Annotated in this window: 21 protein-coding genes; 10 read left to right on the forward strand and 11 right to left on the reverse strand. The window is 71.7% G+C overall.

The window, feature by feature from the left end:
- Positions 1 to 7 precede the first annotated feature (7 nt).
- Both ACGFIB_RS04855 and ACGFIB_RS04860 read right to left on the reverse strand, forming a co-directional pair.
- The gene (locus ACGFIB_RS04855) at positions 8 to 1,066 is read right to left on the reverse strand and encodes a cobalamin B12-binding domain-containing protein (protein ID WP_393368491.1); all 1,059 of its coding nucleotides are present in this window, start codon (positions 1,064 to 1,066) and stop codon (positions 8 to 10) included.
- Positions 1,067 to 1,094: 28 nt separating this feature from the next.
- Complete coding sequence (locus ACGFIB_RS04860) at positions 1,095 to 2,684, reverse strand: SpoIIE family protein phosphatase (protein ID WP_393368493.1); 1,590 nt, start codon at positions 2,682 to 2,684, stop codon at positions 1,095 to 1,097.
- 147 nt (positions 2,685 to 2,831) lie between these two features.
- Here ACGFIB_RS04860 and ACGFIB_RS04865 point away from each other — a divergent pair, with 147 nt between their 5' ends.
- Positions 2,832 to 3,791, forward strand: a complete 960-nt coding sequence (locus ACGFIB_RS04865) for a sulfite exporter TauE/SafE family protein (protein WP_357252787.1) — start codon at positions 2,832 to 2,834, stop codon at positions 3,789 to 3,791.
- A gap of 14 nt (positions 3,792 to 3,805) precedes the next feature.
- Here ACGFIB_RS04865 and ACGFIB_RS04870 read toward each other — a convergent pair whose 3' ends face one another.
- Entirely contained in the window at positions 3,806 to 4,771 is a 966-nt protein-coding gene (locus tag ACGFIB_RS04870) for an LLM class F420-dependent oxidoreductase (RefSeq protein ID WP_393368495.1), read from the reverse strand.
- Between the two features lie 151 nt (positions 4,772 to 4,922).
- Between ACGFIB_RS04870 and ACGFIB_RS04875 the strand changes: the two genes are divergently transcribed.
- Together ACGFIB_RS04875 and ACGFIB_RS04880 are read left to right on the forward strand one after the other, a co-directional pair.
- Positions 4,923 to 5,099 (forward strand): hypothetical protein, encoded by a 177-nt coding sequence (locus ACGFIB_RS04875; RefSeq protein WP_393368497.1) that lies wholly within the window; start codon positions 4,923 to 4,925, stop codon positions 5,097 to 5,099.
- Positions 5,100 to 5,164: 65 nt separating this feature from the next.
- Positions 5,165 to 6,223, forward strand: coding sequence for a sulfite oxidase (locus ACGFIB_RS04880; RefSeq protein ID WP_393368499.1), 1,059 nt, complete (start codon positions 5,165 to 5,167; stop codon positions 6,221 to 6,223).
- Positions 6,224 to 6,233: 10 nt separating this feature from the next.
- Here ACGFIB_RS04880 and ACGFIB_RS04885 read toward each other — a convergent pair whose 3' ends face one another.
- Positions 6,234 to 7,235, reverse strand: coding sequence for a zinc-binding dehydrogenase (locus tag ACGFIB_RS04885; protein ID WP_393368501.1), 1,002 nt, complete (start codon positions 7,233 to 7,235; stop codon positions 6,234 to 6,236).
- Positions 7,236 to 7,445: 210 nt separating this feature from the next.
- Between ACGFIB_RS04885 and ACGFIB_RS04890 the strand changes: the two genes are divergently transcribed.
- The 3 genes from ACGFIB_RS04890 (at position 7,446) to ACGFIB_RS04900 (ending at position 9,847) form a co-directional block, all read left to right on the forward strand.
- Positions 7,446 to 8,264: an SAM-dependent methyltransferase gene (locus tag ACGFIB_RS04890; protein WP_357252765.1), complete on the forward strand. Its 819-nt coding sequence runs from the start codon at positions 7,446 to 7,448 to the stop codon at positions 8,262 to 8,264.
- A 76-nt stretch (positions 8,265 to 8,340) separates the two neighbouring features.
- Positions 8,341 to 8,616 carry an isoamylase early set domain-containing protein gene (locus ACGFIB_RS04895; RefSeq protein WP_142567367.1) on the forward strand — a complete coding sequence of 92 codons (276 nt, stop codon included), beginning with the start codon at positions 8,341 to 8,343 and terminating at the stop codon, positions 8,614 to 8,616.
- A 49-nt stretch (positions 8,617 to 8,665) separates the two neighbouring features.
- Positions 8,666 to 9,847, forward strand: a complete 1,182-nt coding sequence (locus ACGFIB_RS04900; RefSeq protein ID WP_142567368.1) for a zinc-dependent alcohol dehydrogenase — start codon at positions 8,666 to 8,668, stop codon at positions 9,845 to 9,847.
- Between the two features lie 17 nt (positions 9,848 to 9,864).
- Here the strand turns inward: ACGFIB_RS04900 and ACGFIB_RS04905 are convergent, their stop codons facing one another.
- The 5 genes from ACGFIB_RS04905 to glnII all read right to left on the reverse strand — a co-directional run bounded on the left by ACGFIB_RS04905 (position 9,865) and on the right by glnII (position 14,538).
- Positions 9,865 to 10,692 (reverse strand): metal ABC transporter permease, encoded by an 828-nt coding sequence (locus ACGFIB_RS04905; RefSeq protein ID WP_142567369.1) that lies wholly within the window; start codon positions 10,690 to 10,692, stop codon positions 9,865 to 9,867.
- Positions 10,689 to 11,570 carry a metal ABC transporter permease gene (locus ACGFIB_RS04910; protein ID WP_142567370.1) on the reverse strand — a complete coding sequence of 294 codons (882 nt, stop codon included), beginning with the start codon at positions 11,568 to 11,570 and terminating at the stop codon, positions 10,689 to 10,691. Before ACGFIB_RS04910 ends, ACGFIB_RS04905 begins: the two co-directional genes overlap by 4 nt.
- Positions 11,567 to 12,328, reverse strand: coding sequence for a metal ABC transporter ATP-binding protein (locus ACGFIB_RS04915; RefSeq protein WP_142567371.1), 762 nt, complete (start codon positions 12,326 to 12,328; stop codon positions 11,567 to 11,569). The genes ACGFIB_RS04910 and ACGFIB_RS04915 overlap by 4 nt, the downstream gene beginning before the upstream one ends.
- Positions 12,325 to 13,248: a metal ABC transporter substrate-binding protein gene (locus ACGFIB_RS04920; RefSeq protein ID WP_357252757.1), complete on the reverse strand. Its 924-nt coding sequence runs from the start codon at positions 13,246 to 13,248 to the stop codon at positions 12,325 to 12,327. Before ACGFIB_RS04920 ends, ACGFIB_RS04915 begins: the two co-directional genes overlap by 4 nt.
- A 234-nt stretch (positions 13,249 to 13,482) precedes the next feature.
- The gene (gene glnII / locus ACGFIB_RS04925) at positions 13,483 to 14,538 is read right to left on the reverse strand and encodes a glutamine synthetase (protein ID WP_357025178.1); all 1,056 of its coding nucleotides are present in this window, start codon (positions 14,536 to 14,538) and stop codon (positions 13,483 to 13,485) included.
- A gap of 182 nt (positions 14,539 to 14,720) precedes the next feature.
- On the opposite strand from glnII, the gene ACGFIB_RS04930 reads away from it, so the two are divergent.
- Positions 14,721 to 15,257 (forward strand): hypothetical protein, encoded by a 537-nt coding sequence (locus ACGFIB_RS04930; RefSeq protein ID WP_357266908.1) that lies wholly within the window; start codon positions 14,721 to 14,723, stop codon positions 15,255 to 15,257.
- Between the two features lie 34 nt (positions 15,258 to 15,291).
- Here the strand turns inward: ACGFIB_RS04930 and ACGFIB_RS04935 are convergent, their stop codons facing one another.
- Positions 15,292 to 16,062, reverse strand: a complete 771-nt coding sequence (locus ACGFIB_RS04935) for a DUF72 domain-containing protein (RefSeq protein WP_393368506.1) — start codon at positions 16,060 to 16,062, stop codon at positions 15,292 to 15,294.
- A 90-nt stretch (positions 16,063 to 16,152) separates the two neighbouring features.
- Between ACGFIB_RS04935 and ACGFIB_RS04940 the strand changes: the two genes are divergently transcribed.
- From ACGFIB_RS04940 to ACGFIB_RS04950, 3 genes are all read left to right on the forward strand, one after another.
- Positions 16,153 to 16,698, forward strand: a complete 546-nt coding sequence (locus tag ACGFIB_RS04940; RefSeq protein ID WP_142567375.1) for a type 1 glutamine amidotransferase domain-containing protein — start codon at positions 16,153 to 16,155, stop codon at positions 16,696 to 16,698.
- 68 nt (positions 16,699 to 16,766) lie between these two features.
- A complete protein-coding gene (locus ACGFIB_RS04945) occupies positions 16,767 to 17,645 on the forward strand; it encodes a sugar kinase (protein WP_357252747.1) in 879 nt (292 codons plus the stop codon).
- An 897-nt stretch (positions 17,646 to 18,542) separates the two neighbouring features.
- Positions 18,543 to 20,768, forward strand: coding sequence for an HNH endonuclease signature motif containing protein (locus ACGFIB_RS04950; RefSeq protein WP_393368509.1), 2,226 nt, complete (start codon positions 18,543 to 18,545; stop codon positions 20,766 to 20,768).
- On the opposite strand, the gene ACGFIB_RS04955 is transcribed toward ACGFIB_RS04950, so the two are convergent.
- A complete protein-coding gene (locus ACGFIB_RS04955; protein ID WP_393368511.1) occupies positions 20,734 to 23,247 on the reverse strand; it encodes a GcvT family protein in 2,514 nt (837 codons plus the stop codon). The genes ACGFIB_RS04950 and ACGFIB_RS04955 overlap by 35 nt on opposite strands.
- Between the last annotated feature and the right edge of the window lie 50 nt (positions 23,248 to 23,297).

The following is a 23,297-nucleotide window of genomic DNA, read 5'->3' on the forward strand; positions in this document are numbered from 1 at the left end:
TCCTGCATCAGACGCTCGTCTCTGTTCGTTGGTCCGCGGGCCGGGCCGATCGGCCACAGCACGCCTGTGCCGCGGCGACGCCCTCGTTCAGCAGCGCCCGGGCGTCGGGGCAGTCCGTCAGCACGTCATGGAAAGCACCCAGCCCGAGCACGACGGACTCCGCAGGCACCTGCCTGGCCTCCAGCATCCGGCAGGTCCAGACGACGAAATCGGTGAACAGCGCGGCGTCGTGGACGTACGTCGCGGCGATCAGGAAGTCGGCCATGTTACCGAGATCCTCGGCGGTGTGCTCCGGTCGCCCTGTCAACGTGTCCATGACGCGGGCCAGCAGGTCGGCACGGTGCCGGGTCAGGTACGCGTACTCCTCGCCGCCGAGATGAACCGCGGTGTCGCCTGAGCCGCCTGAGTCGTCCGGCGCGGCGGGGAAGGACGGCAGCCCGGCGGCGAGGCGGTCGGCCGCCGCGTCGGCGGTGGGCGCCCACGCGTCCGCGCCGAGCAGGCGCGCGAAGCGGCCGTCGGCGCCGAACCCGGCCCCACCGGCCAGCACGGGGATGCCCACGGCCTGGCAGGCCGCGATCGTGGCGTGCGCGCGGGGCAGCCGGGTCGGCAGCATGCAGCCGAGCGCGACCACATCGGGCCCGGTCTGGTGCAGGTGCGTGATCAGGTGCGGGCCGGGCACGCTGGCCCCCAGGAAGTCGACCTGCCATCCCCGCAGCCGCAGCACCTCCGCCATGATCAGGGTGGGAAGAACGTGATATTCGCCGTCGGCGCAGGCGACGGCCACCCGGCCGCGGGTCGCCGTGGGCCGGACGCGTCCGCTGACGGCGGCCACGACCCGCTCGCTGACGGCGGTCGCCCCGTGCTCGCGCGCCACCGGCCACTCGTTCGACGCCCACAGCTCGCCCACCCGGCGCTGGCACGGGGCGATGACCCGCAGCAGCACGTCCTCCGCGGGGACGCCCTCGCCGATCAGCCCCAGGACCAGGTCGGCCGCGCCCTCCTCGTCGGCCCGGCCGATCAGGTCCAGGTAACGCCCGGTGGCGGCCTCCAGATCCTGCCTCACCACGTTGTCACCGTGCCGGTCACCATGCTGATCACCATGACGTCTCCGTCCGTCCCGCCCCCGCGCGTACGGCGAGCAGGGCGCGGTCGTCCGCACCACCGCCCGGGCCGCCGCCCAGCCACTCGGTGCTGAGCTGCTCCAGCCGCTCCACCAGGGCCTCGACCGGCATTCCCGCGCAGGTCGCCAGCGCCTCCTTCAGCCGCGCCTCCCCGTACATCTCCCGCCCGCTCGGGCCGCCGAACGCCTCGGTGATGCCGTCGCTGTACAGCAGGCACACCTCGCCGGGCGCCAGATCGAGTGTGGCGGGCCACAGACTGATCTCCTTCAACGCGCCGAGGAGGGAACCCCGTGCGGCGACCTCCTCCACCGTGCCGTCCGTGCGCAGGACCAGCGGCGGCGGATGCCCAGCCACGACCAGGTCGACCAGCACATGATCGTCGGGCCCGGTCCGCAGCGCGGCAAGAATCATCGTGACGTAGGAATTGGGCGACGGAGAAGCGATCAGCGACCGGTTGAGCAGTTCCAGCAGCCGGTCGAGACGGCACTCCAGCAGCAGCAGCGTACGCAGGCTGTGCCGGACCTGACCGGCCAGGACCGCCGCGCCGGCGCCCTTGCCGCAGACGTCGCCCAGGATGACCAGCGGCGGCCGCTCCACGATCCCGCCGTCGGGTGCCGCGTCGGGGAGGTAGACGTCGTAGAAGTCGCCGCCGATGGCGCCCGCCTGCTGCGAGGCCCGCAGCCGGCCGGCCAGCCGCATGCCCTCGATCTCGGGCAACTCGGGCGGCAGCAGGTCACCGGTCAGGATGTCGTTGATCGTGCTCTGCTCCCGGAACAGGGACGCCGCCGAGACCGCGGCGCCGGCCCGGGCCGCGAGGTCGCGCGCCATCACCTGGTCGTCGTCGTCGAACGGCGGCCGTCCGGCGCGGCGGGCGAGCACGATCGCCCCGGCGGGCACGCCGTTGCCGGGCATCGGGAGCACCAGCAGCTGGCCGGCCGGACCGAACCCCTCCGGCAGCAGCCAGCCCGGTGCGCCGCCCGGGTCCTGTTGCCCCGCGACCCCGTGCCGCAGGCCCGCGAGCGCGTCGCTCAGGCCGGGCACCTCCGCCGCCTCGGCGGCCGGCAGGACGCCCTCCTCGGGGCCGTACCGGCCGGAGACGGCGCGCACCCACTCGATCCGGCGGCGGTAGGTGGGCGGCAGCAGCACGATCGCCATGTCGGCCAGGAAGTCGGCGCCCAGCTCCGCCGCGGCCCGGGCGCACCGGTGCGGATTGAGCGAGGCGGACAGGCGGCGGCCGGCCTCCAGCAGGAACTCGGTGCGCCGTGCCGCGCTCAGGTCGGTGAGGTACCACGCGAGCATGCCGCCGCTGACCGCCTGTGCGCGGATCCGGATCGCCCGGCCGCCGTGCAGCACGACCTTGCCTTCGGGGGCCGGCGGGACGGAGTCGAGCGGCGCGGGCGCGGGAAGGCCCGGCTCGACCCGCGGCACCATGCGGGCCGCCGCCGCGTTGGCCAGCGTCACGACGCCGTCGGCGTCGCGCAGCACGATGCCCTCGCCGCTGCCTTCGAGCAGCGCCGCCATGAGGTCGGGGACCGGGCCGGCCGAACCCGCGGCGCCTCTCACCCGTGCGTTCCCGCCATGGCCGCGTCCCCCGATTCCTGCTTCGTCACTCCAGACTACTTCGCCCCGAAAATCGCCAGGTTGATGATCTTCGGGTTCACCACGGCAGGGGGGTATCCATAATTCCGATGGGTTAGGTAGGGTTAGTGAGTGCATTTCGACTACACCATGGCGATCGGCTCGTTCCTGGTCGCCGTCGTCGTCGGCCTCACCGGGATGGGCGGCGGCGCCCTGATGACGCCCATGCTCGTGACGTTCTTCGGCGTGCCACCCCTCGCCGCCGTCTCCAGCGACCTCGTCGCCGCCGCCGTCATGAAACCGGTGGGCAGCTTCGTACATCTGCGCCGCGGGACGGTCAACCTGCGGCTCGTCGCCTGGTTGTGCGCGGGCTCGGTCCCCGCGGCGTTCTGCGGAGTGCTCATCGCCCGCGCCCTGGGCAGCGGCGAGGCCGTGCAGGAGGTGATCCAGAAGGGCCTCGGCATCGCCCTGCTCATCGCGGCCGGCGGCCTGGCCGTGCGCGGCTACCTCGCGATGCGCGACCGCGCCGAGGGCCGCACCCCCGAGACCGGCCGCCGCACCGCCTCCCCCGGCGAACCGGCCGCGACCGAGATGCCCTCCGTCGCCGTACGGCCGCTGCCGACCGCACTGGTGGGTGCCGTCGGCGGACTGGTGGTCGGCGTCACCTCGGTCGGCTCCGGCTCTCTGATCATCGTGGCCCTGCTGGCGCTCTATCCCGCGCTGAAGGCCAACCAGCTCGTCGGCACCGACCTGGTGCAGGCCGTGCCGCTCGTCATGTCGGCCGCGTTCGGGCACCTGCTGTTCGGCGAGTTCACGCTGTCGGTCACGGTCGCGCTGCTGGTGGGCTCCATCCCCGGCGTCTACCTCGGCTCGCGGATCTCCTCGCGCGCCCCCGGCGGGCTGATCCGCCGCGTCCTGGCGTTCGTGCTGCTCGCCTCCGCGCTGAAGATGTTCGGCGTCGGCAACACCCAGACCGTCTGGGTGCTGGTCGCCGTGCTGCTGCTCGCCCCGGCCTTCTGGATGGTCCTGCGGGTGCGGTGCGGGCTGCCCGCGCTTCCCTGGAGGCGGGAGGCGCAGACCGCCGGGAGGTGACGGATCATCTCCGCCTATAGATCGCGCAGCGCGGGGAGGAGCTCCTTCTCCGACCACTCGAAGAACTCCCGCTGCCGCTCCCGTCCGACCTGCACGAGCGCGAGGTGGGTGAAACCGGCATCGGTGTACTGCCGCACGGCCTCCACCACGGCGCCGACGTCCGCGCCGCAGGGCACCTTCTCCGCCACATCCTCGGGCCGTACGGTCTCGGTCGCGGCGGCGAAGTTGACCGGCGCGGGCAGCTCCGACATGACCTTCCAGCCTGCCACCGACCAGCGCCACAGGCGGTGCGCCCGCTCGACCGCGGCGTCCTTGTCGGGGTCGTAGCAGACGGCCAGCTGGCCGTAGACGGGCTTGCCCTCGCCGCCGGACGCGGCGAACTTCTCCACCAGCGACCCGTCCGGGTCGGTCGACACGAGGCCGTCGCCGAGCTCGGCCGCGATGTCCGCCGACTGCTCGCCGGACGCGGCGACCGCGATGGGCACCGGCCGCTCCGGCAGGTCGAACAGCCGGGCCGAGTCGATGTCGAAGTACTCACCGCGGTAGTTGCGGTAACCGCCCTGGAAGAGCTCCTTGATGACCTCGATGGCCTCGCGGAACATGTCGTGGCGGGTGTTGACCGGCGGCCAGCCGTGCCCCACCACGTGCTCGTTCAGGTTCTCGCCCGCGCCCACGCCGAGGGTGAACCGGCCGTCGCTGAGCACTCCCATCGTGGCCGCCTTCTGCGCCACCACGGCCGGGTGATAGCGCATGATCGGGCACGTCACGTACGTCATCAGCGGCAGCCGCTCGGTGGCCTGCGCCGCCGCGCCCAGCACCGACCAGGCGTACGGAGAGTGGCCCATCTCCTCCAGCCACGGGAAGTAGTGGTCGGAGATGACCGCGTAGTCGAAGCCCACGCGCTCGGCGGTGACCGCGTCCTCCACCAGCTCCTTCGCGGGCGTCTGCTCGCACATCAGGGTGAAACCGATCTCTGCCATACGGCCACCCCTACCCACTGCATCGGGTACGACGCCCAGCGAGCCCAGCTCTTGTCACTGCCCAAATCAACTTGACCAGTTACGCCCCTTTGCCCTAGCTTTGTAACTGCCAAAGAAATTTAAGACAGTTACAACGGCGAGCTGGACGGTAATGATGTTCTACGACTACTCCATGGCCACCGAGCGCATCACCGAGCGCGTCACCGAGTTGCACCGCGAGGCCGACAACGCACGCGTCGCCAGCCGCCTGGTCGCGGCCCGGCGCTGGTCGCGCCTCGCGTCCTGGGCTCAGCGTCAGGCCCGGAAGGCGAGCCACGACCTGGGCTGACGGCCGTCACCGCGTCGGCCCGGAAGGGACCAGAAGGGACGGAAGGGACCGGAAGGAAAGGGCCGATGCGTACGACACGTGGCACCCGCACGGCGGTGGTGAAGCCGGTCATCGCCGCCCTCATGGAGGACGCGGGCACCGGCCTCGACTACGGCACCCGGCCCGACCGCCTGCCGGGACTGCTCACCCCCCTTGACCGCTTTTTCGTCCGCAACCACGCCCCGACCCCCCGTCTCGACGCGAGCACCTGGACGCTGCGCGTCGAGGGCGGCGGTGTGCGCCACACCGTCCGCTACACCTATGACGACCTGTGGCGCCGGTTCCCGCTCGTGTCCGTCGTCCGCACTCTGGAGTGCGCGGGCAACAGGCGCGCCCTCTTCGGCGCCGAGCACGGCCGCCGCTTCGACGGGGTGCAATGGGGCCGCGGCGCGATCGGGACCGCCGAGTGGACCGGGATCCCGCTGCGCGACCTGCTCGAACCCGCGGGCCTGACGGACGCCGCCGTCGAGGTCATGCCCGAAGGGCTCGACGAGCCGCGCGGGCGCCGCCCGATGCCCCTCGCCAAGGCCCTGGCCCCCGACACCCTGCTCGCGCTCGCCATGAACGGCGAGATCCTGCCGCCCGACCATGGCTTCCCCGCCCGCGTGGTGGTCTCCGGCTGGCTCGGCGCGGCGAGCATCAAGTGGGTGGGCCGGATCGAGGTGTCGGACCGGCCGCTGAGCGTGCCGTGGAACACCGAGGACTACGTGATCGTCGCCTCCGGGCAGCCGGCCGTGCCGATCACCTCCACGCCGGTCGCGAGCCTGGTCGAGCTGCCCTGGCCCGCGCGGCTGCACTCCGGCCCGCAGACGATCCGTGTCCGGGCGTACGCCGGGGAGGACCGCATCGCCGCCGTCGACTACCGGATCGACGACGGTCCCTGGCAACCGGCCGCCCTCGACGGGCCGGACCTCGCGGGCGCCTGGACCCGCTGGCGGTTCCCCTGGGATCCCACCCCCGGCGCCCACGTCGTGCGGGTGCGGGCCACCGACGAGCACGGCCGCTCCCAGCCCGACACCACTCCCTGGAACGACCTCGGCTACTGCCACACCTCGGTGCTCCCCCACCCCGTGCTCGTGACCTAGGGTGCGTCGCCTAGGGGACGAGCACGACCTTGCCGGTGGTCGCGCGGGTCTCCAGCGCGGCGTGCGCGGCGGCGGCGTCCTTGAGCGGGAAGCTCTGCACCAGCGGGACGAGCGCGCCCGACCCCGCACCCGACCCCGCCGCCGCCAGCGCACGCTCCTCCAGGCCCCGCAGGCCGCCCGGCCGCTTCAGCACCCGCGGGCCGACCGCCACCGCCGCCGTGATGCCGCGCGCGTACAGGTCCTGCGTGGTCAGCGCGGTCGGGCCGCCCTCGGCGTCCGCCCAGCCGAACAGCACGATCCTGCCGCCGACGCCGAGCAACTCCAGGGTCGCCCGCCCGAGGTCCCCGCCGACGCCGTCGAGCGCCAGCGTGACCTCCCGGTCACCGAGGATCGCCCTCACCTCGCCGGGCCAGCCGGGCACGGCGTAGTCCACGGCGTGGTGCGCGCCCAGCTCCAGCACCCTGCTCACCTTGGCCGCGCCGCCGGCCAGCCCCACGACCGTGGCGCCGGCCCGCACCGCCGCCTGCACGAGCAGGTTGCCGATGCCTCCGGCCGCCGCCGTCACCAGGACGACGTCGTCCGCCCGGATCTCCGCGACGTCGAGGATGCCCATGGTCGTCCGGCCGGTGCCGATCATCGCCACCGCCTCGCCGTACCCGAGGCCGTCCGGGATCTCGTGGATCGCCGAGGCGTCCCGTACGGCCAGCTCGGCGTATCCGCCGGGAACCATCCCGAGATGGGTCACCACGCGCCTGCCGACCAGGCCGGGATCGACCCCGGGACCGACGGCGTCGACGACCCCGGCGACCTCCCGGCCGGGGATCGTGGGCAGGTCGGGGACGGGGATCGGGCCGCCGGCGTACTTCCCGGCCCGCAACGTGGTGTCGACGAGGTGCACCCCCGCCGCCCGTACGGCCACGCGGACCTGGCCTGGCCCCGGCTCGGGATCCTCGACCTCCTCGTAGACGAGATTCTCGGCGGGACCAAAGGCGTGGAGTCGAATGGCGTACATGTGTCCCGTTATAAATCCCCGAACCACGCCCCCACATCGGACGATGGTCCTAGGTCCCCCGGCCGCAGTGGTGGCGGCGCAGTGGTGGCGGTGCTGTGGAGGCGGGTGGAATGGGGTCACAGAGTTGTGGCGTTGTTCGTTGGGTTTTTCCCTTGTGGCCCTTATGCTCGCACCACGTCCTCTTTACTACCGTGAGTGAGGAGATATTGCGTGGCCGATGACGAGCCGCCACCCGGAATCGATGCGGGCATCCCCAATCCCGCGCGCATGTACAACTATTTTCTCGGCGGAAAGGACAATTTCGCGGCCGACCGAGAAGCCGCCGAGCGGGTCATGCAGGTCGCGCCCGAGGCCCCCGCGCTCGCCCGTCGCAACCGCGCCTTCCTGCGCCGGGCCGTACGCCACCTGGTGACCGAGGCCGGGATCCGGCAGTTCGTGGACATCGGCACCGGGCTGCCGACCGAGGGCAGCGTCCACGAGGTGGCGCACGAGATGGACCCCGGCGTCCGGGTGGCGTACGTGGACAACGACCCGGTCGTGCTCGCGCACGCCCGCGCGCTGCTGTCGGGCACCGCCGCCGCCACCGTCACCGTGCAGGGGGACCTGCGGCGCCCCGAGGAGATCCTGGCCGATCCTGAGCTTCGGTCGCTGATCGACCTCGCGGAGCCGGTCGCGATCCTGCTCGTGGCCGTGGTGCACTTCCTCTCCGACGACGACAAGCCGGCCGAGCTCGTGGCCCGCCTCAGGGAGTCCGTCGCCCCGGGAAGCCACCTCGTGCTGACACACGTCACCGACGAGGAACGGGCCGGCGACGCCCGCGACGGGGCGGCCGTCTACCGGCAGGCCAGCAGCGGCATCACCCTGCGGAGCCGCGAGCAGATCCACGAGCTGTTCGACGGCTTCCAGCTCATCGAACCGGGGCTCGTCCCGCTCGACGACTGGCGGCCCGACGACGAGAACCCGCTCGCCCGGCAGGCCCGCCGCCACCTGCCCACGTGGTTTCTCTGCGGGGTCGGGCACGCGCCCTGAAAAGGCCGTGAATATTGTGTTACGTCCTGTGTGTACTTGTTTCTTCCTTTAGGTGTGTTACGCCAAACTATGCGGCATGCTCAAGCGCACCAGGCTGTTCGGGCGGAAAACCCGAGTCACCTTTGCCCTGCCCGTTGACGAGCCCTCGGGGGCGGTCAGCGTGGTCGGCGACTTCAACGACTGGCTGCCCGGCCGCCACGAACTGCTGCGGCGCAGGAACGGCACCCGCACCGTGTCGGTGATCCTCCCACCCGGCGCACACCGGTTCCGCTACCTCGCGACGGGCGGCGTGTGGTTCGACGACGACAACGCCGACCAGGTGGACGACCAGGGCGGCGTGCTGCACCTCTGACGGCCAGGGTGCCGTTTCCCCCGCCCGACGCAGGGCATACGGGGAAACCATGAAAGCAGTTACCTGGCACGGCAAGCGCGACGTACGGGTGGAGGAGGTCCCCGACCCGGCCGTCAAGGAACCCACCGACGCGATCATCCGGGTCACCACGACCGCGATCTGCGGCTCCGATCTGCACCTCTACGAGGTGCTCGGCCCGTTCATCGGCGAGGGCGACATCCTGGGCCACGAGCCGATGGGCGTCGTCGAGGAGGTCGGCGCGGAGGTCACCCACATCTCCCCCGGCGACCGCGTCGTGATCCCGTTCAACATCTCGTGCGGCCACTGCTACATGTGCGACCGCGCGCTGTACGCCCAGTGCGAGACCACCCAGGTCCGCGAGTACGACACGGGCGCCGCGCTCTTCGGCTACACCAAGCTGTACGGCGAGGTGCCCGGCGGACAGGCGCAGTACCTGCGCGTGCCGCAGGCGCACTTCGGGCCGATCAAGGTGCCGGACGGGCCGCCGGACGAGAGGTTCGTCTACCTCTCCGACGTGCTGCCCACCTCCTGGCAGGCCGTCGAGTGGGCCGAGGTGCCGGACGGCGGCAGCGTCACGGTCTTCGGCCTCGGCCCGATCGGGCAGATGTCCGCCCGCATCGCGCGCCACCGCGGCTATCGGGTGATCGGCGTGGACATCGTCCCCGAACGCCTGGAGATGGCCCGGCGGCACGGCATCGAGGTGATCGACGGGAACGAGACCGACGACGTGCCCGAGGCGATCCGGTCGATGACCGCGGGCAGGGGCACCGACTCGGTCATCGACGCCGTCGGCATGGAGGCGCACGGCTACACGGTGGGCAAGCTCGCCCAGACCGTCACCGGGATGCTGCCCGACAGGGCCGCCGCCGCCATGATGACCCGCGCCGGGCTCGACCGGCTCGCCGCGCTGCAGGACGCCATCGAGACCGTACGCCGCGGCGGCACGATCTCGGTCAGCGGTGTGTACGGCGGGATGACCGACCCCATGCCCATGCTGCAGATGTTCGACAAGGGCATCACGCTCAGGATGGGCCAGGCCCACGTCAAGCGGTGGGTGGACGATCTCATGCCGCTGCTGACCGGCGACGGCGATCCCCTGGGGGTCGAGGACCTGGCGACCCACCGCCTGCCGCTCGACCAGGCCCCGCACGGCTACGAGATCTTCCAGAAGAAGGAGGACGGCGCGATCAAGGTGCTGCTCACGCCCTGATGATCAAGCGCTGACGATCAAGCCCTGACGGCCGCGGCCCGTCTGACCCGGCCGCGTACGGCGGTGCCGAGGAAGGCCGCCCCGAACACCAGGCCCACGAACAGGGCGATGGAGGCCCCGGTTGCGACGTCCCACTGCGTGGAGACCCACACGCCCGCGAGCGCGCACGCGACCCCGATCGCGGCGGCGAGCGGGAACAGCGGCGCGAGCCGGTCGGTGAGCAGGCGGGCGGTCGCGGCCGGACCCACGATCAGCGCCACGGCGAGGATCGTCCCCAGCGCCGGAACGGTGGCGACGACGGTCACCTCGACCACCGCGAGCAGCGCGAAGTCCAGCAGCACGGTGGGCAGCCCGAGCGCCGCCGCCCCCACCGGATCGAACGCCGCGAGCAGCAGTTCCTTGCCCAGCAGGGCGAGCAGGAGCAGCACGCCCACGGCGACGGCGGCGGTCGCCACCAGGTCGCCCGTGCCGACGGCGAGGACGTCGCCCACCGTGTAGGCCGCCAGGTCCCTGGTGAAGCCGTCCTGGGCCGACACCAGCACCACGCCGAGCGCGAAGCCGCCCGACAGCGCGATGCCCGTGGCGGTGGTGAAGTCCTGCCCCCGTCCCCGGCCGAACGCCAGGACGGCGGCGACCACCAGCAGCCCGAACAGCCCGCCGCCGAGGTAGAGGTTCACCCCGAGCATGGCGGCGACGACGATGCCGGGGAACGTCGCGTGCGTGAGGGCCATCGTGAAGAACGGCAGCCGCCGCGCGATCACGAAGACGCCGACCACCCCTCCCAGTACGCCGACCAGGACGGCCTCGACAAGGGCCCGGTGGACGGTGGAGTCGAGCCAGTTCACGCCGCCTCCAGGACCGAGCGGCGGCGGGCCCGGCTCAGGCCCGCCTTCCTGCGGACGAATCCGGCGACGTGGGCCAGGACGTACATCGTCACCAGGACGAGCACCACGGTCGCGCCGGAGGCGAGCCTGACGCCGTGCCCGACCGACGCCTCGTAGCTCACGACGAGCCCGAGCCACCCGGCGGCCGCGCCGACGACGCAGGCGAGCGGCACGATGACCGCGAGCCGGTCCGACAGCCTGCGCGCCGCCGCGGCCGGCACGATGAGCAGTGCGATCACGAGGACCGTGCCGACCGCCTTGACGGCGGCCACGACGACCAGCGCGACCGCGACGTTCAGCACGAGGTCGAGCAGGCCCACGCGCACACCGGCCGCCTGGGCGCCCTCGGGGTCGAAGGCGCGCAGCAGCAGCGGACGCCGCAGCACCGCCAGCAACGCCACGACCACGACCGTCACGACGGCGGTCTGCGCGAGTTGCGCCTCGGTGACCGTCAGCACCCGGCCGAACAGGAACGCGGTGAGGTCGGAGGTGAAGCCGGTCTGCCGCGACACCAGCACCACGCCGACCGCGAACAGCGTGGTCAGCAGCATGGCGAGCGCGGCGTCCTCGTTCACCCGGCGGCGCTGGGTGAGCAGCGTGAGCAGGACGGCCGTGACGACCCCGGCGGCCAGCGCACCCCAGAAGATGCCGCCGTTTCCGGCCATGAGGTGGCCGATGACCACGCCGGGAAAGACGGTGTGCGTCAGGGTGTCGCTGACGAAGGCCAGCCGGCGCAGCAGCACCAGCACGCCGACCGTGCCCGCGAGCGCGCCGAGGACGAGCAGTTCGACCAGCGCGCGGGCCATGAACGGCAGATGGAAGGGTTCGAAGAGGATCATGTCTGGGTCACGATCACACGGTCGCCGCGCAGTTCGAGCGCGTGCCCGCCGTACGTCGCGCGCAGCCGCTCGGGCGTCAGCACGTCGCCGGTCGGGCCGAAGCCGAACTGGTGCCGGTTGAGCAGGCACACCTCGTCACAGGCGAGGTGGGCGATGGCGAGGTCGTGGGTGCTGACGACGACGGAGGCGCCCTGCGCCTTCAGTGCACCGATCGCCTCCAGCAACGCGTGCTGGCTGACCGCGTCCACGCCGTTGAACGGCTCGTCGAGCAGCAGCATCCGCGGCTTGGCGGCGATGGCCCTGGCCAGCAGCACCCGCTGGCGCTGCCCGCCCGACAGCGTGCCGAACCGGTCACGGGCCCGTCCGGCCAGCCCGACCTGCTCCAGGGCGTCGGCCACCTCGGCCCGGTCGGCGGCGGAGGGGCGGCGCAGCCAGCCGATCCGCCGGTAGCGGCCCATCATCACCACCTGCTCGACCGACACCGGGAAGTCCGGGTCGAGCGTGTCGGCCTGCGGCACGTAGGCGACGTCGCGGCGGGCCTGCGCCGGGGGCCGGCCCAGCACCTCGATCCGTCCGCGCACGACCGGCACCAGGCCGAGCAGCGCCTTGATGAACGTGGACTTGCCGGCGCCGTTCGGGCCGATCAGCGCCACGGCCTCGCCCTCGTGGACGACACCGTGCAGTTCTTCCAGAACGGGGACGTCGCCGTAGGCCACGCTCGCCCGGTCGAGCACCAGGGTCGGCGCGTGCTCACTCATGCGGCGGTCCCCCTCAACGCGTTGACGATGGTGTCGGTATTGTGCTCCTCCATCTGCAGGTAGGTCGCACCGGCCGACCCTTCCGGGCCCAGCGAGTCGCCGTACAGCGCGTCCTGCCCGGCCACGACCGTCACCCCCGCCTCGCGGCCGACCGCCTCGGCCGTCTTGGGCGGCAGCGACGCCTCCGAGAAGATGGCGACCACCCCGGTCGCCTTGATCTCGGCGACGAGGTCGGCCACCTGCTTGGCGGACAGCTCGGCCGAGGTGTCGAAGCTCGGGATGATCGAGCCGACGAACGTCAGCTTGTAACGGTCGAGGTAGTAGCCGAAGGCGTCGTGGTTGGTCACGAGCGTGCGCCGGTCGGCGGGGACCGACTCGATCTTCTTCGAGATCTCGCCGTCGAGCGCGTCCAGCTTCGCGTCGTACGCCGCCCGGTTGGCCTGGTAGGCCGCGGTGTCGCGCGGATCGGCGGCGGCGAAGGCCCTCTCGATCGTGGCGGCCATCGTCTTGACGTTCAGCGGGTTGTGCCAGATGTGCGGATCGCCGTCGCGGATCGGCACGCCCTGGGAGGCGTCGACCACCGGCCCGTCGAAACCGGCGGCCGAGATCGTCTCGTCCAGCCATTTCTCCAGGCCCACCCCGTTCTTGACGAGCACGTCGGCCTCGGCGATGGCCTTCATGTCCGCCGGGGACGGCTCGTAGTCGTGGGGATCGACGTTCGGCCTGAGCAACTGGTGGACGCGGACCCGGTCGCCGCCGACGTTGCGGGCGAAGTCGGCCACCTGCGTGGTGGTCGCCACCACCTTCAGCGGCTGGGCCGGATCGGAAGGGGAAGGGGGCGTGTCCCCGCCACCGCACCCGGCGGCGAACAGCACGAGCAGAGCGGCGGACGAGAACACACGGGCGAGCGGCGAGAGCACGACGAATCCTCAAGTCGGCTTATCAAAGCAGTGCATCAAAGAGATGCATCACGGGAAACATCCCTTTCAAATGTCTCGCAAATGAAAATCATTGTCAACTTGGGGCACTTCGCCGCCGCCCGACCACCGCATGTGTCCCGACATACGCGTACGGCTCCCGCGCCGGGACGCGGGAGCCGTACGGAGATGGCGGAACTGTGATGGCGGAACTGTGTCAGTTCCTCGTGGGGCCGATCAGACCTGGCCGGCCTTCGCCAGAGCGGCGCAGCAGGTGTCGACGATCAGGCGGGTGACGACGTAGGGGTCGACGTTGGCGTTGGGGCGCCGGTCCTCGATGTAGCCCTTCTTGTCCACCTCGACCTGCCACGGGATGCGGACGGAGGCGCCGCGGTCGGAGACGCCGTAGCTGAACTTGTCCCACCGGGCGGTCTCGTGGTGACCGGTGAGGCGGTCCTCGATGCCGTGGCCGTAGTTCTTGACGTGCTCCATGGCGTTGCCGCCCAGGGCCTCGCAGGCGGTGATGATCGGGTCGTAGCCCTCGCGCATGGCCTTGGTGGAGAAGTTGGTGTGCGCGCCGGCGCCGTTCCAGTCGCCCTTCACCGGCTTGGGGTCGAGCGTGGCGGCCACGTCGAACTCCTCGGCGGTGCGGTAGAGCAGCCAGCGGGCGACCCACATGTGGTCGGAGACCTCCAGCGGACCGGCGGGACCAACCTGGAACTCCCACTGACCGGGCATGACCTCGGCGTTGATGCCGGAGATCTTGAGGCCGGCGGCCAGGCAGCGGTCGAGGTGCAGCTCGACGATGTCACGGCCGAAGACCTCGTCGGCGCCGACACCGCAGTAGTAGCCGCCCTGCGGAGCGGGGAAACCGCCCAGCGGGAAGCCGAGCGGGCGGCTGTCCTTGAAGAAGGTGTACTCCTGCTCGATGCCGAACCACGACTCCTGGTCGGCGAACCGCTCGGCCACCTCCGCGAGCAGGGAGCGGGTGTTGGTGGCGTGGGGCGTCATGTCGGTGTGCAGGACCTCGCACATGACCAGCACGTCGTCGCCGCCGCGGATCGGGTCGGGGCAGGTGAACACCGGCTTGAGCACCAGGTCGGAGGAGTGACCGGTGGCCTGGTTGGTGCTGGACCCGTCGAAGCCCCACAGCGGCGGCTCGGCGCCGTCGGCAAGAACCTTGGTCTTGGAGCGGAGCTTCGCGGTCGGCTCCGTGCCGTCGATCCAGATGTACTCGGCCTTGTAGGTCACGTCGATCCCTTCGAGCGAGGCGGCCTGGCGTTCGTCCGCCACGCTCGAGATTGCCGTTCTGGGATTTCGTAGCTTTTGCCCGTTTGTGAACATGGTGTTAACGCGCAGGCTTTGCCTTGGTCCCGGTGTGACGCGGCGCACATGAAACGCGTCTGTGCGGGCAGTCGGACAAGCGTCCACGAATCGCAACCGCACAGCAACCGGCTATTTGGGAGTGAGGGCAGATGGTCTTACTGGGCCTGCTTCTGATCCTTATCGCGGCGGCGGCCGTCATCGAGGTGTCGGTCAACGACACCGCGAACACCTTGCCGATGACGGTCCTGGACCGCACGTTCAATCTCAGCCCGTTCGAGCTGTTCATCGCCGGCGTCGTGACCGCCGCCGTGTTCGTCGTCGGCCTGCTGCTCATCACCGGCGGCATGCGCCGTGCCGCCGTCAGGCGTCGCCGGACGCGTGAGACGCGCCTGGCGGAGCGGGACCGCGTGTCCCGTCTGGAGGCCGAGAAGCGCGACCTGGAGCGCCAGCTGGAGACGACCTCGACGACCACTCCGGCCGCCGAGCCCGTCGCCGACGAGCCCGTCACCAAGCAGTATCCGAAGGTCGACCGGGACCGCGACGGCGTCGACGACCGGGCCGAGCGCGCGCAGCGGGCCGAGCGTCCCACCGCGCCGCACAACCGCCTTTCCGTACCCGCCCAGCAGTCGTCCCCCGACCAGCTGGTGGCGGGCGGGCGTCACGCGTCCGACGAGCGCCGCGCCTGATCCGTCATGCCGGGGGTGACACCCGCCCGTCCGGTCATGACCGGACGGGCGCGGGGGTCCGCTCGGGAAGCCTCGCCCTGCCGACGTCCCGCCCCTGCGCGCACGCCAGCTCCGCGAAAGTGATCGCGTTGCGTACGGCGGCGCCCCCGGGGTCGTTGTTGAAGTAGACGTAGGCGTCCGGCACGTCCCCCAGGCGGTCCACCCAACTACGCAGCGCGCGCCGGCCGTAGGCGGGCCAGGGTTCTGCCCCTCCCTCGTGGAAACGCAGGTAGACCCAGCCGGCCGTACGCCACAGGGGCCCGGCCGGCCGGCCGAGCCGGTCCGCCCAGCACAACGCGGCCCCGAACTCGGTCAGCAGGGCGCGGATCTCGTCGGTCCACCACGAGGCGTGCCGCGGCTCGACGGCGACCCGTACGGCCCGCGGAAACCGGGCCAGGCAGGCCCGCAGCCGCCCGGCGTCCACCTGCAGGGTCGGCGGCAGTTGCAGCAGGACGGGGCCCAGCTTCGGGCCGAGGCCCTCGGCCACGCCCATCAGCCGCTCGACCGGCTCCTCCGGGTCCTTCAGCCGCTTGATGTGCGTCAGGAAGCGGCTGGCCTTGACCGCCATGACGAAGTCCGGCGGCGTGCGCTCCCGCCACGACTCGAAGGTCTCCCGCTTCGGCAGCCGATAGAAGGCGTTGTTGTTCTCCACCGTGCCGAAGATCTCGCCATAGCGCTCCAGCCACAGCCGCTGGGGTACGCCGGCGTAGACGAGGTCACGCCAGTCGGCGTACTGCCAGCCAGAGGTCCCCACCAGCACGGGCATGTCCCTCTCCTACCCAGCGGACGGCATAGATCGCGGTCAGCGGGGCACGCGATGTCAAGAACACGCAAAAACGCACGAAAGGGGAGCACGATGATCCAGGGCAAGACGATCGCATTCCTCGTCGCCCCCGAAGGGGTCGAGCAGGTCGAGCTCACCGAGCCGTGGAAGGCCGTCCAGCAGGCGGGCGGCACGCCGAGGCTGGTCTCGGTGGAGCCCGGGGAGATCCAGGCGTTCAACCACCTCGACAAGGCCGGCACCTTCCCCGTGGACGCCGTGGCCGGAGAGGTCTCCGCCGCCGAGTTCGACGGGCTGGTCCTCCCCGGAGGGGTGGCCAACCCCGACTTCCTGCGGATGCGGCCGGAGGCCGTACGGTTCGTCAGGGAGTTCTTCGACGCGGGCAAGCCGGTCGCGGCGATCTGCCACGCGCCGTGGACGCTGGTGGAGGCCGACGTGGTGCGCGGGCGCACGCTGACCTCCTGGCCCAGCCTCCAGACCGACCTGCGCAACGCGGGGGCAACCTGGGTGGACCAGGAGGTCACGGTCTGCGCGGCGGGTCCGAACACTCTGGTGACCAGCCGGAAGCCGGATGACCTGAAGGCCTTCTGCCAGGCCGCCGTGGACGCGTTCGGCGCCTGAGCAAGGGGCTTTCCCGGGCGGATCAGGCTCTGCCATGCTTTCGGGGTGCGATCCCGCGGACTTACGGCATGACCGAGGTTTTCACGCTCGGAGAGGCATTGGGCGTCGTCTCCGGCGACCGGCTCCGGCATGACATGACCATCCGCCTCGACGTGGAGGGGCCCGAGCTGACGACGGCGGTCGGCCTGGCCCGGCTCGGCCACACAGTGAGCTGGCTGGGCCGGGTCAGCGCCGACGAACTGGGCATGCGCACGCTGACCGTGCTGCGCGGCGAAGGCGTGGACGTCTCCCACGTACGCGTGGACGAGACGGCGGCGACCGGGCTGATCCTCCGCCAGCGGCGCATCGGCCGATCGTCGCACGCCGTCCACTACCGGGAGGGCTCGGCCGGGTCGCACCTGTCGACCGGCGACGTGCCCGGTGAGGCGGTGCAGTCGGCGCGGATCCTGCACGTCAGCGGCGTCACCCTCGGGCTGAGCGGCCTCGCGTGGAGCGCCGTCCACCATGCCGTCAAGCTCGCCAGGGACGCCGGGGTGCTCGTCTCCGTGGACGTCAACCACCGCGCGAACCTCTGGGAAAGCGCGGAGGAGGCGCGGCAGGGACTCACCGAGCTCGCCGCCTGCGCCGACGTGCTCTTCGCGACCCAGGACGAGCTCACGCTCGTGGAGCCCGTGCTCGCGTCGAGGCCCGAGCTGGTCGTGACCCGGGGCGCCAAGGGCGCCAGCGCCACCGTCGAGGGCCTGCGCTACGACACCCAGGCCGCCCCCGTGACCGCTGTCGACCCCTCCGAGGTCGGCGGCGCGTTCGTCGCGGGCTACCTCAGCGCGCTCCTGGAAGGGCTGCACCCGGCGGACCGCCTCAAGCGCGGCATCTCGGTGGCCGCCTTCGCGGTCGCCGGCCACAGCTCCTGGCAGGGCCTGCCCACCCGCGGCGAGCTGCCCCCGTGACCCGTGGCAGGACATGGGGCGGTGGCCGACCGCCTGCCGCTGCTCGCGTCCCCCTCTGGTGCGAGTAGAAGTCCGGCACCCCCTGCGCTCCGCACGCATCCATGTAGTCGACCATCGACCACTTCGCCGCAACCATCTGAGCCGCGTGGGAGCGCGCCCGGAGCCGGTCGGCGTGTGTTCGCGTGTGTGGCCCCGTGTGGCTGGTGTGGCGCCTTTGGCGCCTGTGGCGGCTTTGGCGCGTGTGGCGCGCCTGTGCGCCACACGGCCTCTCCGACGTGTTCGACCTCGTCGTACGCCCCAAATCCCCTGCTTGCCCCGCATGAGGTCTACGAGACCAAAACAGCGTGATGGCGCCGCCAGCGGCCCGAGCCGACCGTGCTGGAGTGGCCGCCCTCCTGCTTGCGCGGTCCGCCATCTGTGACTCCAGGAGATTCTCGCGTGAGCTTGCACCAGCCAAGCGGGCACGAAAGAATTAAAACAAGTTTTCGAAACTAGCGAGGAGGTGTGGTGGGTCCGTCCGACTTCGATCCCGATCACCTTCGTCGTTTGAATAACTCTGACAGCTCTGGCAGCAGCCTTGATGGTTCTGGTGGTTCTGCTGGCTGGTGGGACCGGTTGACCTCCGGTTCTCGGTTGTGGTCCGCGGATGGTTCGGCCGCTCGTGAGCACTTTCCGATCGCGGATCCCCAGCCGGCGCGGCACGCGAGCCGCACTGGGGCTGACAGCGGCACCGACGCCGGGCCCAGCAGCGGGCTCACAGACGGTGAACCCACCAGCGGCGACGCGCCCAGTGCCGCGAGCGCCGACAGCGCTGGTGCCGGTGCCGGTGCCGGTGCCGGTGCCGGTGCCCGCGATGCTGCTCCTGGTGCTGCTCGGGGCCGGTCGTCGTGGGTTTTGGTGGGTTCTCTTCGTGAGTCGGCGCAGGCGTTGGCGCTGGCCGCGTTGCCGGACGATGCGGACATCTGCGTGGCCGAGGCCGAGGATTTGCTGTTCGCGCGGGATCGGATCACGTGCGCTCTTGCCGATCGGGTGGGGCAGGTGCATCGGGCAGGGCAGGCCAAACAGCATGGGCATGCCTCCACCCGTAGTTGGTTGCGCACCGCCGCCGGGATGAGCGTGGCGGGAGCGGGCCGTCTGCTGACCCTGGCGGTGGAGTTGGCCCGCCTGCCCCAGGTGCGGGAGAAGTTCGCCGCCGGGGTGTTGTCGGCGGGGGTGGTGGAGGCGATCTGTACCGCCACCGCGCGGTTGAGTGACGAGCACGCGGGGCTGGCCGAGCCGATCCTGCTGGAGTTGGCGGGCAAGGCCGGGCCGGCGGAGGTGGCCAAGGCGGGGCGGTATCTGCGGGCGGTGTTGGACCCTGATGGTGAGGAGCGGGACGAGCGGGCCGACTACGGGCGGCGGTTTCTGCGAGTCCGCCCCACCGCGGGTGGGGGCTTGGAGGGGGAGTTCTATCTGCCGCGTGAGGCGGCGGCCCGGTTGCGGGCGCTGTTAGATGCTTATGCCAAGCCACGCGCGGAGGGCGACGATCGGCCGCTGCGGGTCCGCCAGGTGGATGCGTTCATCGCGTTGATGGAGCAGAAGATCGTCGCCGAGCTCCTGGTCCTGGTCAACGCCGAATCCCTCCCCACCGACCCCGAACCCGACCACCCCGACCACCCCGCCCCCGGCAACAACCACCCCGAAACCACCGAAGCCACCCAGGACGCCCAGAGTGCCGAGGACACCGAGGACGTCCAGGGTGCCGGAGACGGCCGGGACACCGAAAACGCCGAGGACGCGCAGGGTGCGGACAGTGCCGGGGACGGCTGGGACAGCGAGGACACTGGCGCCCTTGGCGACCCGGGTAGCGTTGCCGGGCCCTGTCGTGTGGAAGACGACGACATCGACGACGCCATCCCCACCGACGACGCCCCGGAGAACCTTGGCGACGATGAGGCCGACAACCTCAGCGACGCCGACCCCGCCGACGCGGGCATAACCGACGCTGCCGCACCTGCTCAGGGTGAGGGCCCCTACCGGCCACGTCACCCCGACACCGCCGAAGCCGAGGCGGCAGCCGGTCCGGCAGCCGATGCCGATGCCGGGGCAGCCGCAGACGCCGCTGCCGGGAGCACCGACCTTGACCTTGCGTCTGCCGAGGGCGACGACACCGCACCGCCCAGGGGCGCAGACCGCGACCGTGCTGCGGCCCAAGCTGAAGTAGACCCCCAGCGCGCAGCAGCATGGCCTGCCTATGGCGGTAGCGCGCCTCCAGACGCAGCACCTCCACACGCAGCGCCTCCACACGCAGCGCCACCACATGTGGCGCGTCCCCGCGCGGCGCACTCCCGCGCGGCGCAATGGCCGGATCCTCCCCCTGAGGACGCCGCCGCGCATCACGCCCACGCTGGGCATCAGCCTGCGGGGGACTACCGGCATGCGCAGGGCACGCCCGAAGGCCACGGCGACGTACACCATGAGCAGTCGGGAGCAGGGACGGCGCGAGGCGCGGCACCGGGAGCGCCGAGACCGGAGCCGGGGAGGCCATCGGAACCAGAGCCCGGGACACCGTCGAGCGAGCCTGCGCCGGGGACACCACCGGGCAAGCCACTGGGAGCAGCGCCGGGGAGGCCGCCGGGGAGGCCATCGGGAACAGCGTCAGGGACGCTGCCGGGAACAGCGCCGGGCGAGCCGGGGCCGAGGGCGGCGCTGGGGGCGGTGCCGGGAGCTTTGCTGGGGACCGCGCCGGGGTTGTTGCTGGCGACCGGGCAGATGCTGCCCCTCGCCAGCGTGCATCGCCTGGCCCGCACCTCCGCTCTGGTGCGGTTGGTGATGGATGCCGAGGGGCAGGTGCTGGACATGGGCCGCAAGGTCCGCCTGGCCACCCCCGCCCAACGACGAGCCGTCTACGCCCGCTACGCCACCTGCTGGATCGACGGCTGCCCCCTGCCCGCCACCATGTGCCAGATCGACCACGCCGACAACTGGAGCACCGGCGGCCTCACCGACCTCAAGCTGCTCGGCCCGGCCTGCCAGTTCCACAACCGCGACCGCTACCAACACCCCGACCGCTACACCCGCCACAAGACCGGCACCGACCGCTGGACCTTCACCTATCGGCTGCCGCCCAGGGCTCGGCCCTGACGCGGGCGCCCTCGGGGTCGTAGAGCGGCTCGCGGGTGATCGTGGCGCCCACGCGGCGGCCGTTGACGCCTATCTCGACCCGTTCGCCGGGCTCTACCTCCACCGGCAGATAGGCGTACGCGATCGAGCGGCCGACCCGGTGGCCGAACCCGCCGCTGGTTACGCGGGAGACCGGACGGCCGTCCAGGCGGACGGGCTCGCCGCCCTGGCAGACGTCACGCTCGTCGTCGAGCACCAGGCAGCGCAGCGCCATACGAGGACTCGGCAGGGCGGCCCGGCGCTCCGGCCGTACGGCGAAGCCGAGACCGGCCTCCAGCGGGGTGGTCTCGGGCGTGACGTCGAGGCCCCAGACGCGGTAGCCCTTCTCCAGTCGCAGCGAGTCGAGCGCGCGGTATCCCGCCGGCCGCATGCCGTGCGGCAGGCCCGCCTCCATGAGGGAGTCCCACAACGTCAGCCCGTACTCGGACGGGCAGTAGAGCTCCCAGCCGAACTCGCCCACGAACGTGACCCGCTGGGCGAGCACCGGGACGTGCCCCACGCTGATCTCGGCGGCCCGCAGGTAACCAAAGGTCAGATCGTCATCCGTCAGCGACGCCAGAATTTCGTACGCGCGAGGCCCCCACAGGCAGTAGCACGCGTACGCGGAGGTGACGTCGGCGACCGCAAGCCCGTGACGGCGCAGCAGTGCGGCGTCGTGGACCCCGAAGGCGGTGCCGGTGACGAGGCGGAACCGGTCCTCCGCCAGCCGGGTCACGGTCACGTCCGCCTCGATGCCACCGCGCTCGTTGAGCAGTTGCGTGTAGACCACCGGGTAGACCCGCGCGGGGGCCCGCGTCGAGAGCCCTGCGCCGACCGGCCGGTCCAGAGCGTTGCCGGCGAGCCGCTCCAGGTCAGCGACAGATCCCGATATTTCCAGCTTGGCGAAGGATGTCTGGTCGAACAGCCCGGCGGCGTCCCGCGTCGCCAGGCACTCCTCCCGGATCGCCGGAGACCACACGCGGCCCGCCCAGCCCCTCGGCCGCGCAGTCCGCACAGCCTGTGCAGCCTGTGCACTCTGTGCACTATGCGCAGTCCCGGCGTCCGGCGTGGGCGGGTACCAGCTGACCCGCTCCCAACCGGCCTTCTCACCGAAGGTAGCGCCCAGCGCCTCATGCCGCACCCAGGCGGGCGAACGGCGCAGCGGCCGGGCGGCGGTGCGCTCCTCGCCGGGATAGACGATGTCGTAGTACGTGCTGTAGGAGTCCAGAGCTCTGGCGCGGGCCCAGTGGGCCGACCGGGCGTAAGAGCCGAAACGGCGCACGTCCATGCCGAAGACGTCATACTCCGGAGCGCCCTCGACGATCCACTCGGCCATGACCTTGCCCACGCCGCCGGCGGCGGCCAGGCCGTGCACGCAGAAGCCGGCCGCCACCCAGAGCCCGGCGACCGCGGTCTCCCCCAGCAGGAACTCCCCGTCGGGCGTGAACGCCTCCGGTCCGTGCACGACCTTGCGGAACGCCGCCGGGTCGTCGCCGGCCCCGACCGGCTTCAGTGACGGCACCCGCCGGACCGCCGAGTCCCACGATTCGCGGAACTTCGGCATGTCGGGCGTGAAGAGGGTCCGGGGCTCGGACAACGGCCGGTCGGTGTCCCAGACCTGAGGGCTCCTGATGTAGCCGCCCACGAGGATGCCGCCGTCCTCCTCGCGGAAGTACACGATGTTGTCCGGATCCCGGACGGTCGGGGTCTCCGCCGGGACGCCGGACGCCGGAGTCACCACGTACTGGTGCTTGATCGGCACGATCGGGATGTCGGCCCCGGCCATCCGGCCGACCGCTCCGGCCGCCGCCCCCGCCGCAATCACGACGGTCTCCGTGCGCACGACGTGCTCGCCGTCCTCGCTGTGCTCGCCGTCCTCGCCGCGCAGCCGTACGGCGGTCACGCGGCCGTCGTGGACGTCGATACCGGTGACCTCCACACCGGTGAAGATCCGTACGCCGAGCGCGCGGGCGCCCTCGGCCAGGGCGTGACCGAGCCGGGCCGGGTCGAGCCACCCGTCCCCGGGCAGCCACAGCGACCCGCGGACGTCGCCCACCTCCAGCAGCGGCAGCCGGTCGTGCGTGCCCCGGGGGTCGAGCACCTCCAGATCGAGCCCGTACGTCTCGGCGGCCCCGGCCTGGCGCAGCAGTTCCTCCATGCGCTCGGGGGTGGTGGCCAGGCGCAGCCCGCCCACGCCGTGCCAGCCCGGATCGAGCCCGGTCAGCTCGCGCAACTCGGGGTAGAGACCGGCCGAGTACATGATCATTCGGGTCTGCGTGACGGTGGACCTGAGCTGGCCGACGAAGCCGGCGGAGTGCCAGGTCGTGCCCTCGGTGAGGTCGTGCCGCTCGACCAGGATCACGTCGGTCCAGCCGAGCCGGGCGAGGTGATAGGCGACGCTGCATCCGGCCACTCCGCCGCCGATGACGACGGCGCGGGCGTCTGCGGGAAGTTGCGACATCGGTACCGTCCTGTAACACCCGGCCCAGACAATCGGATCAATGGTCTGAA

Origin of the sequence: Microbispora bryophytorum (assembly GCF_043197435.1) — a bacterium.
GTDB classification, from domain to species: Bacteria; Actinomycetota; Actinomycetes; order Streptosporangiales; family Streptosporangiaceae; genus Microbispora; species Microbispora bryophytorum.

Coding starts and splice junctions, on each gene's coding strand:
- ACGFIB_RS04870 (WP_393368495.1), bottom strand. CDS start 4,771: ATGGCAGAGATCGGTTTCACCCTGATGTGCGAGCAGACGCCCGCGAAG.
- ACGFIB_RS04875 (WP_393368497.1), top strand. CDS start 4,923: ATGATGTTCTACGACTACTCCATGGCCACCGAGCGCATCACCGAGCGC.
- ACGFIB_RS04880 (WP_393368499.1), top strand. CDS start 5,165: ATGCGTACGACACGTGGCACCCGCACGGCGGTGGTGAAGCCGGTCATC.
- ACGFIB_RS04885 (WP_393368501.1), bottom strand. CDS start 7,235: ATGTACGCCATTCGACTCCACGCCTTTGGTCCCGCCGAGAATCTCGTC.
- ACGFIB_RS04895 (WP_142567367.1), top strand. CDS start 8,341: ATGCTCAAGCGCACCAGGCTGTTCGGGCGGAAAACCCGAGTCACCTTT.
- ACGFIB_RS04900 (WP_142567368.1), top strand. CDS start 8,666: ATGAAAGCAGTTACCTGGCACGGCAAGCGCGACGTACGGGTGGAGGAG.
- ACGFIB_RS04910 (WP_142567370.1), bottom strand. CDS start 11,570: ATGATCCTCTTCGAACCCTTCCATCTGCCGTTCATGGCCCGCGCGCTG.
- ACGFIB_RS04915 (WP_142567371.1), bottom strand. CDS start 12,328: ATGAGTGAGCACGCGCCGACCCTGGTGCTCGACCGGGCGAGCGTGGCC.
- ACGFIB_RS04930 (WP_357266908.1), top strand. CDS start 14,721: ATGGTCTTACTGGGCCTGCTTCTGATCCTTATCGCGGCGGCGGCCGTC.
- ACGFIB_RS04935 (WP_393368506.1), bottom strand. CDS start 16,062: ATGCCCGTGCTGGTGGGGACCTCTGGCTGGCAGTACGCCGACTGGCGT.
- ACGFIB_RS04940 (WP_142567375.1), top strand. CDS start 16,153: ATGATCCAGGGCAAGACGATCGCATTCCTCGTCGCCCCCGAAGGGGTC.
- ACGFIB_RS04945 (WP_357252747.1), top strand. CDS start 16,767: ATGACCGAGGTTTTCACGCTCGGAGAGGCATTGGGCGTCGTCTCCGGC.
- ACGFIB_RS04955 (WP_393368511.1), bottom strand. CDS start 23,247: ATGTCGCAACTTCCCGCAGACGCCCGCGCCGTCGTCATCGGCGGCGGA.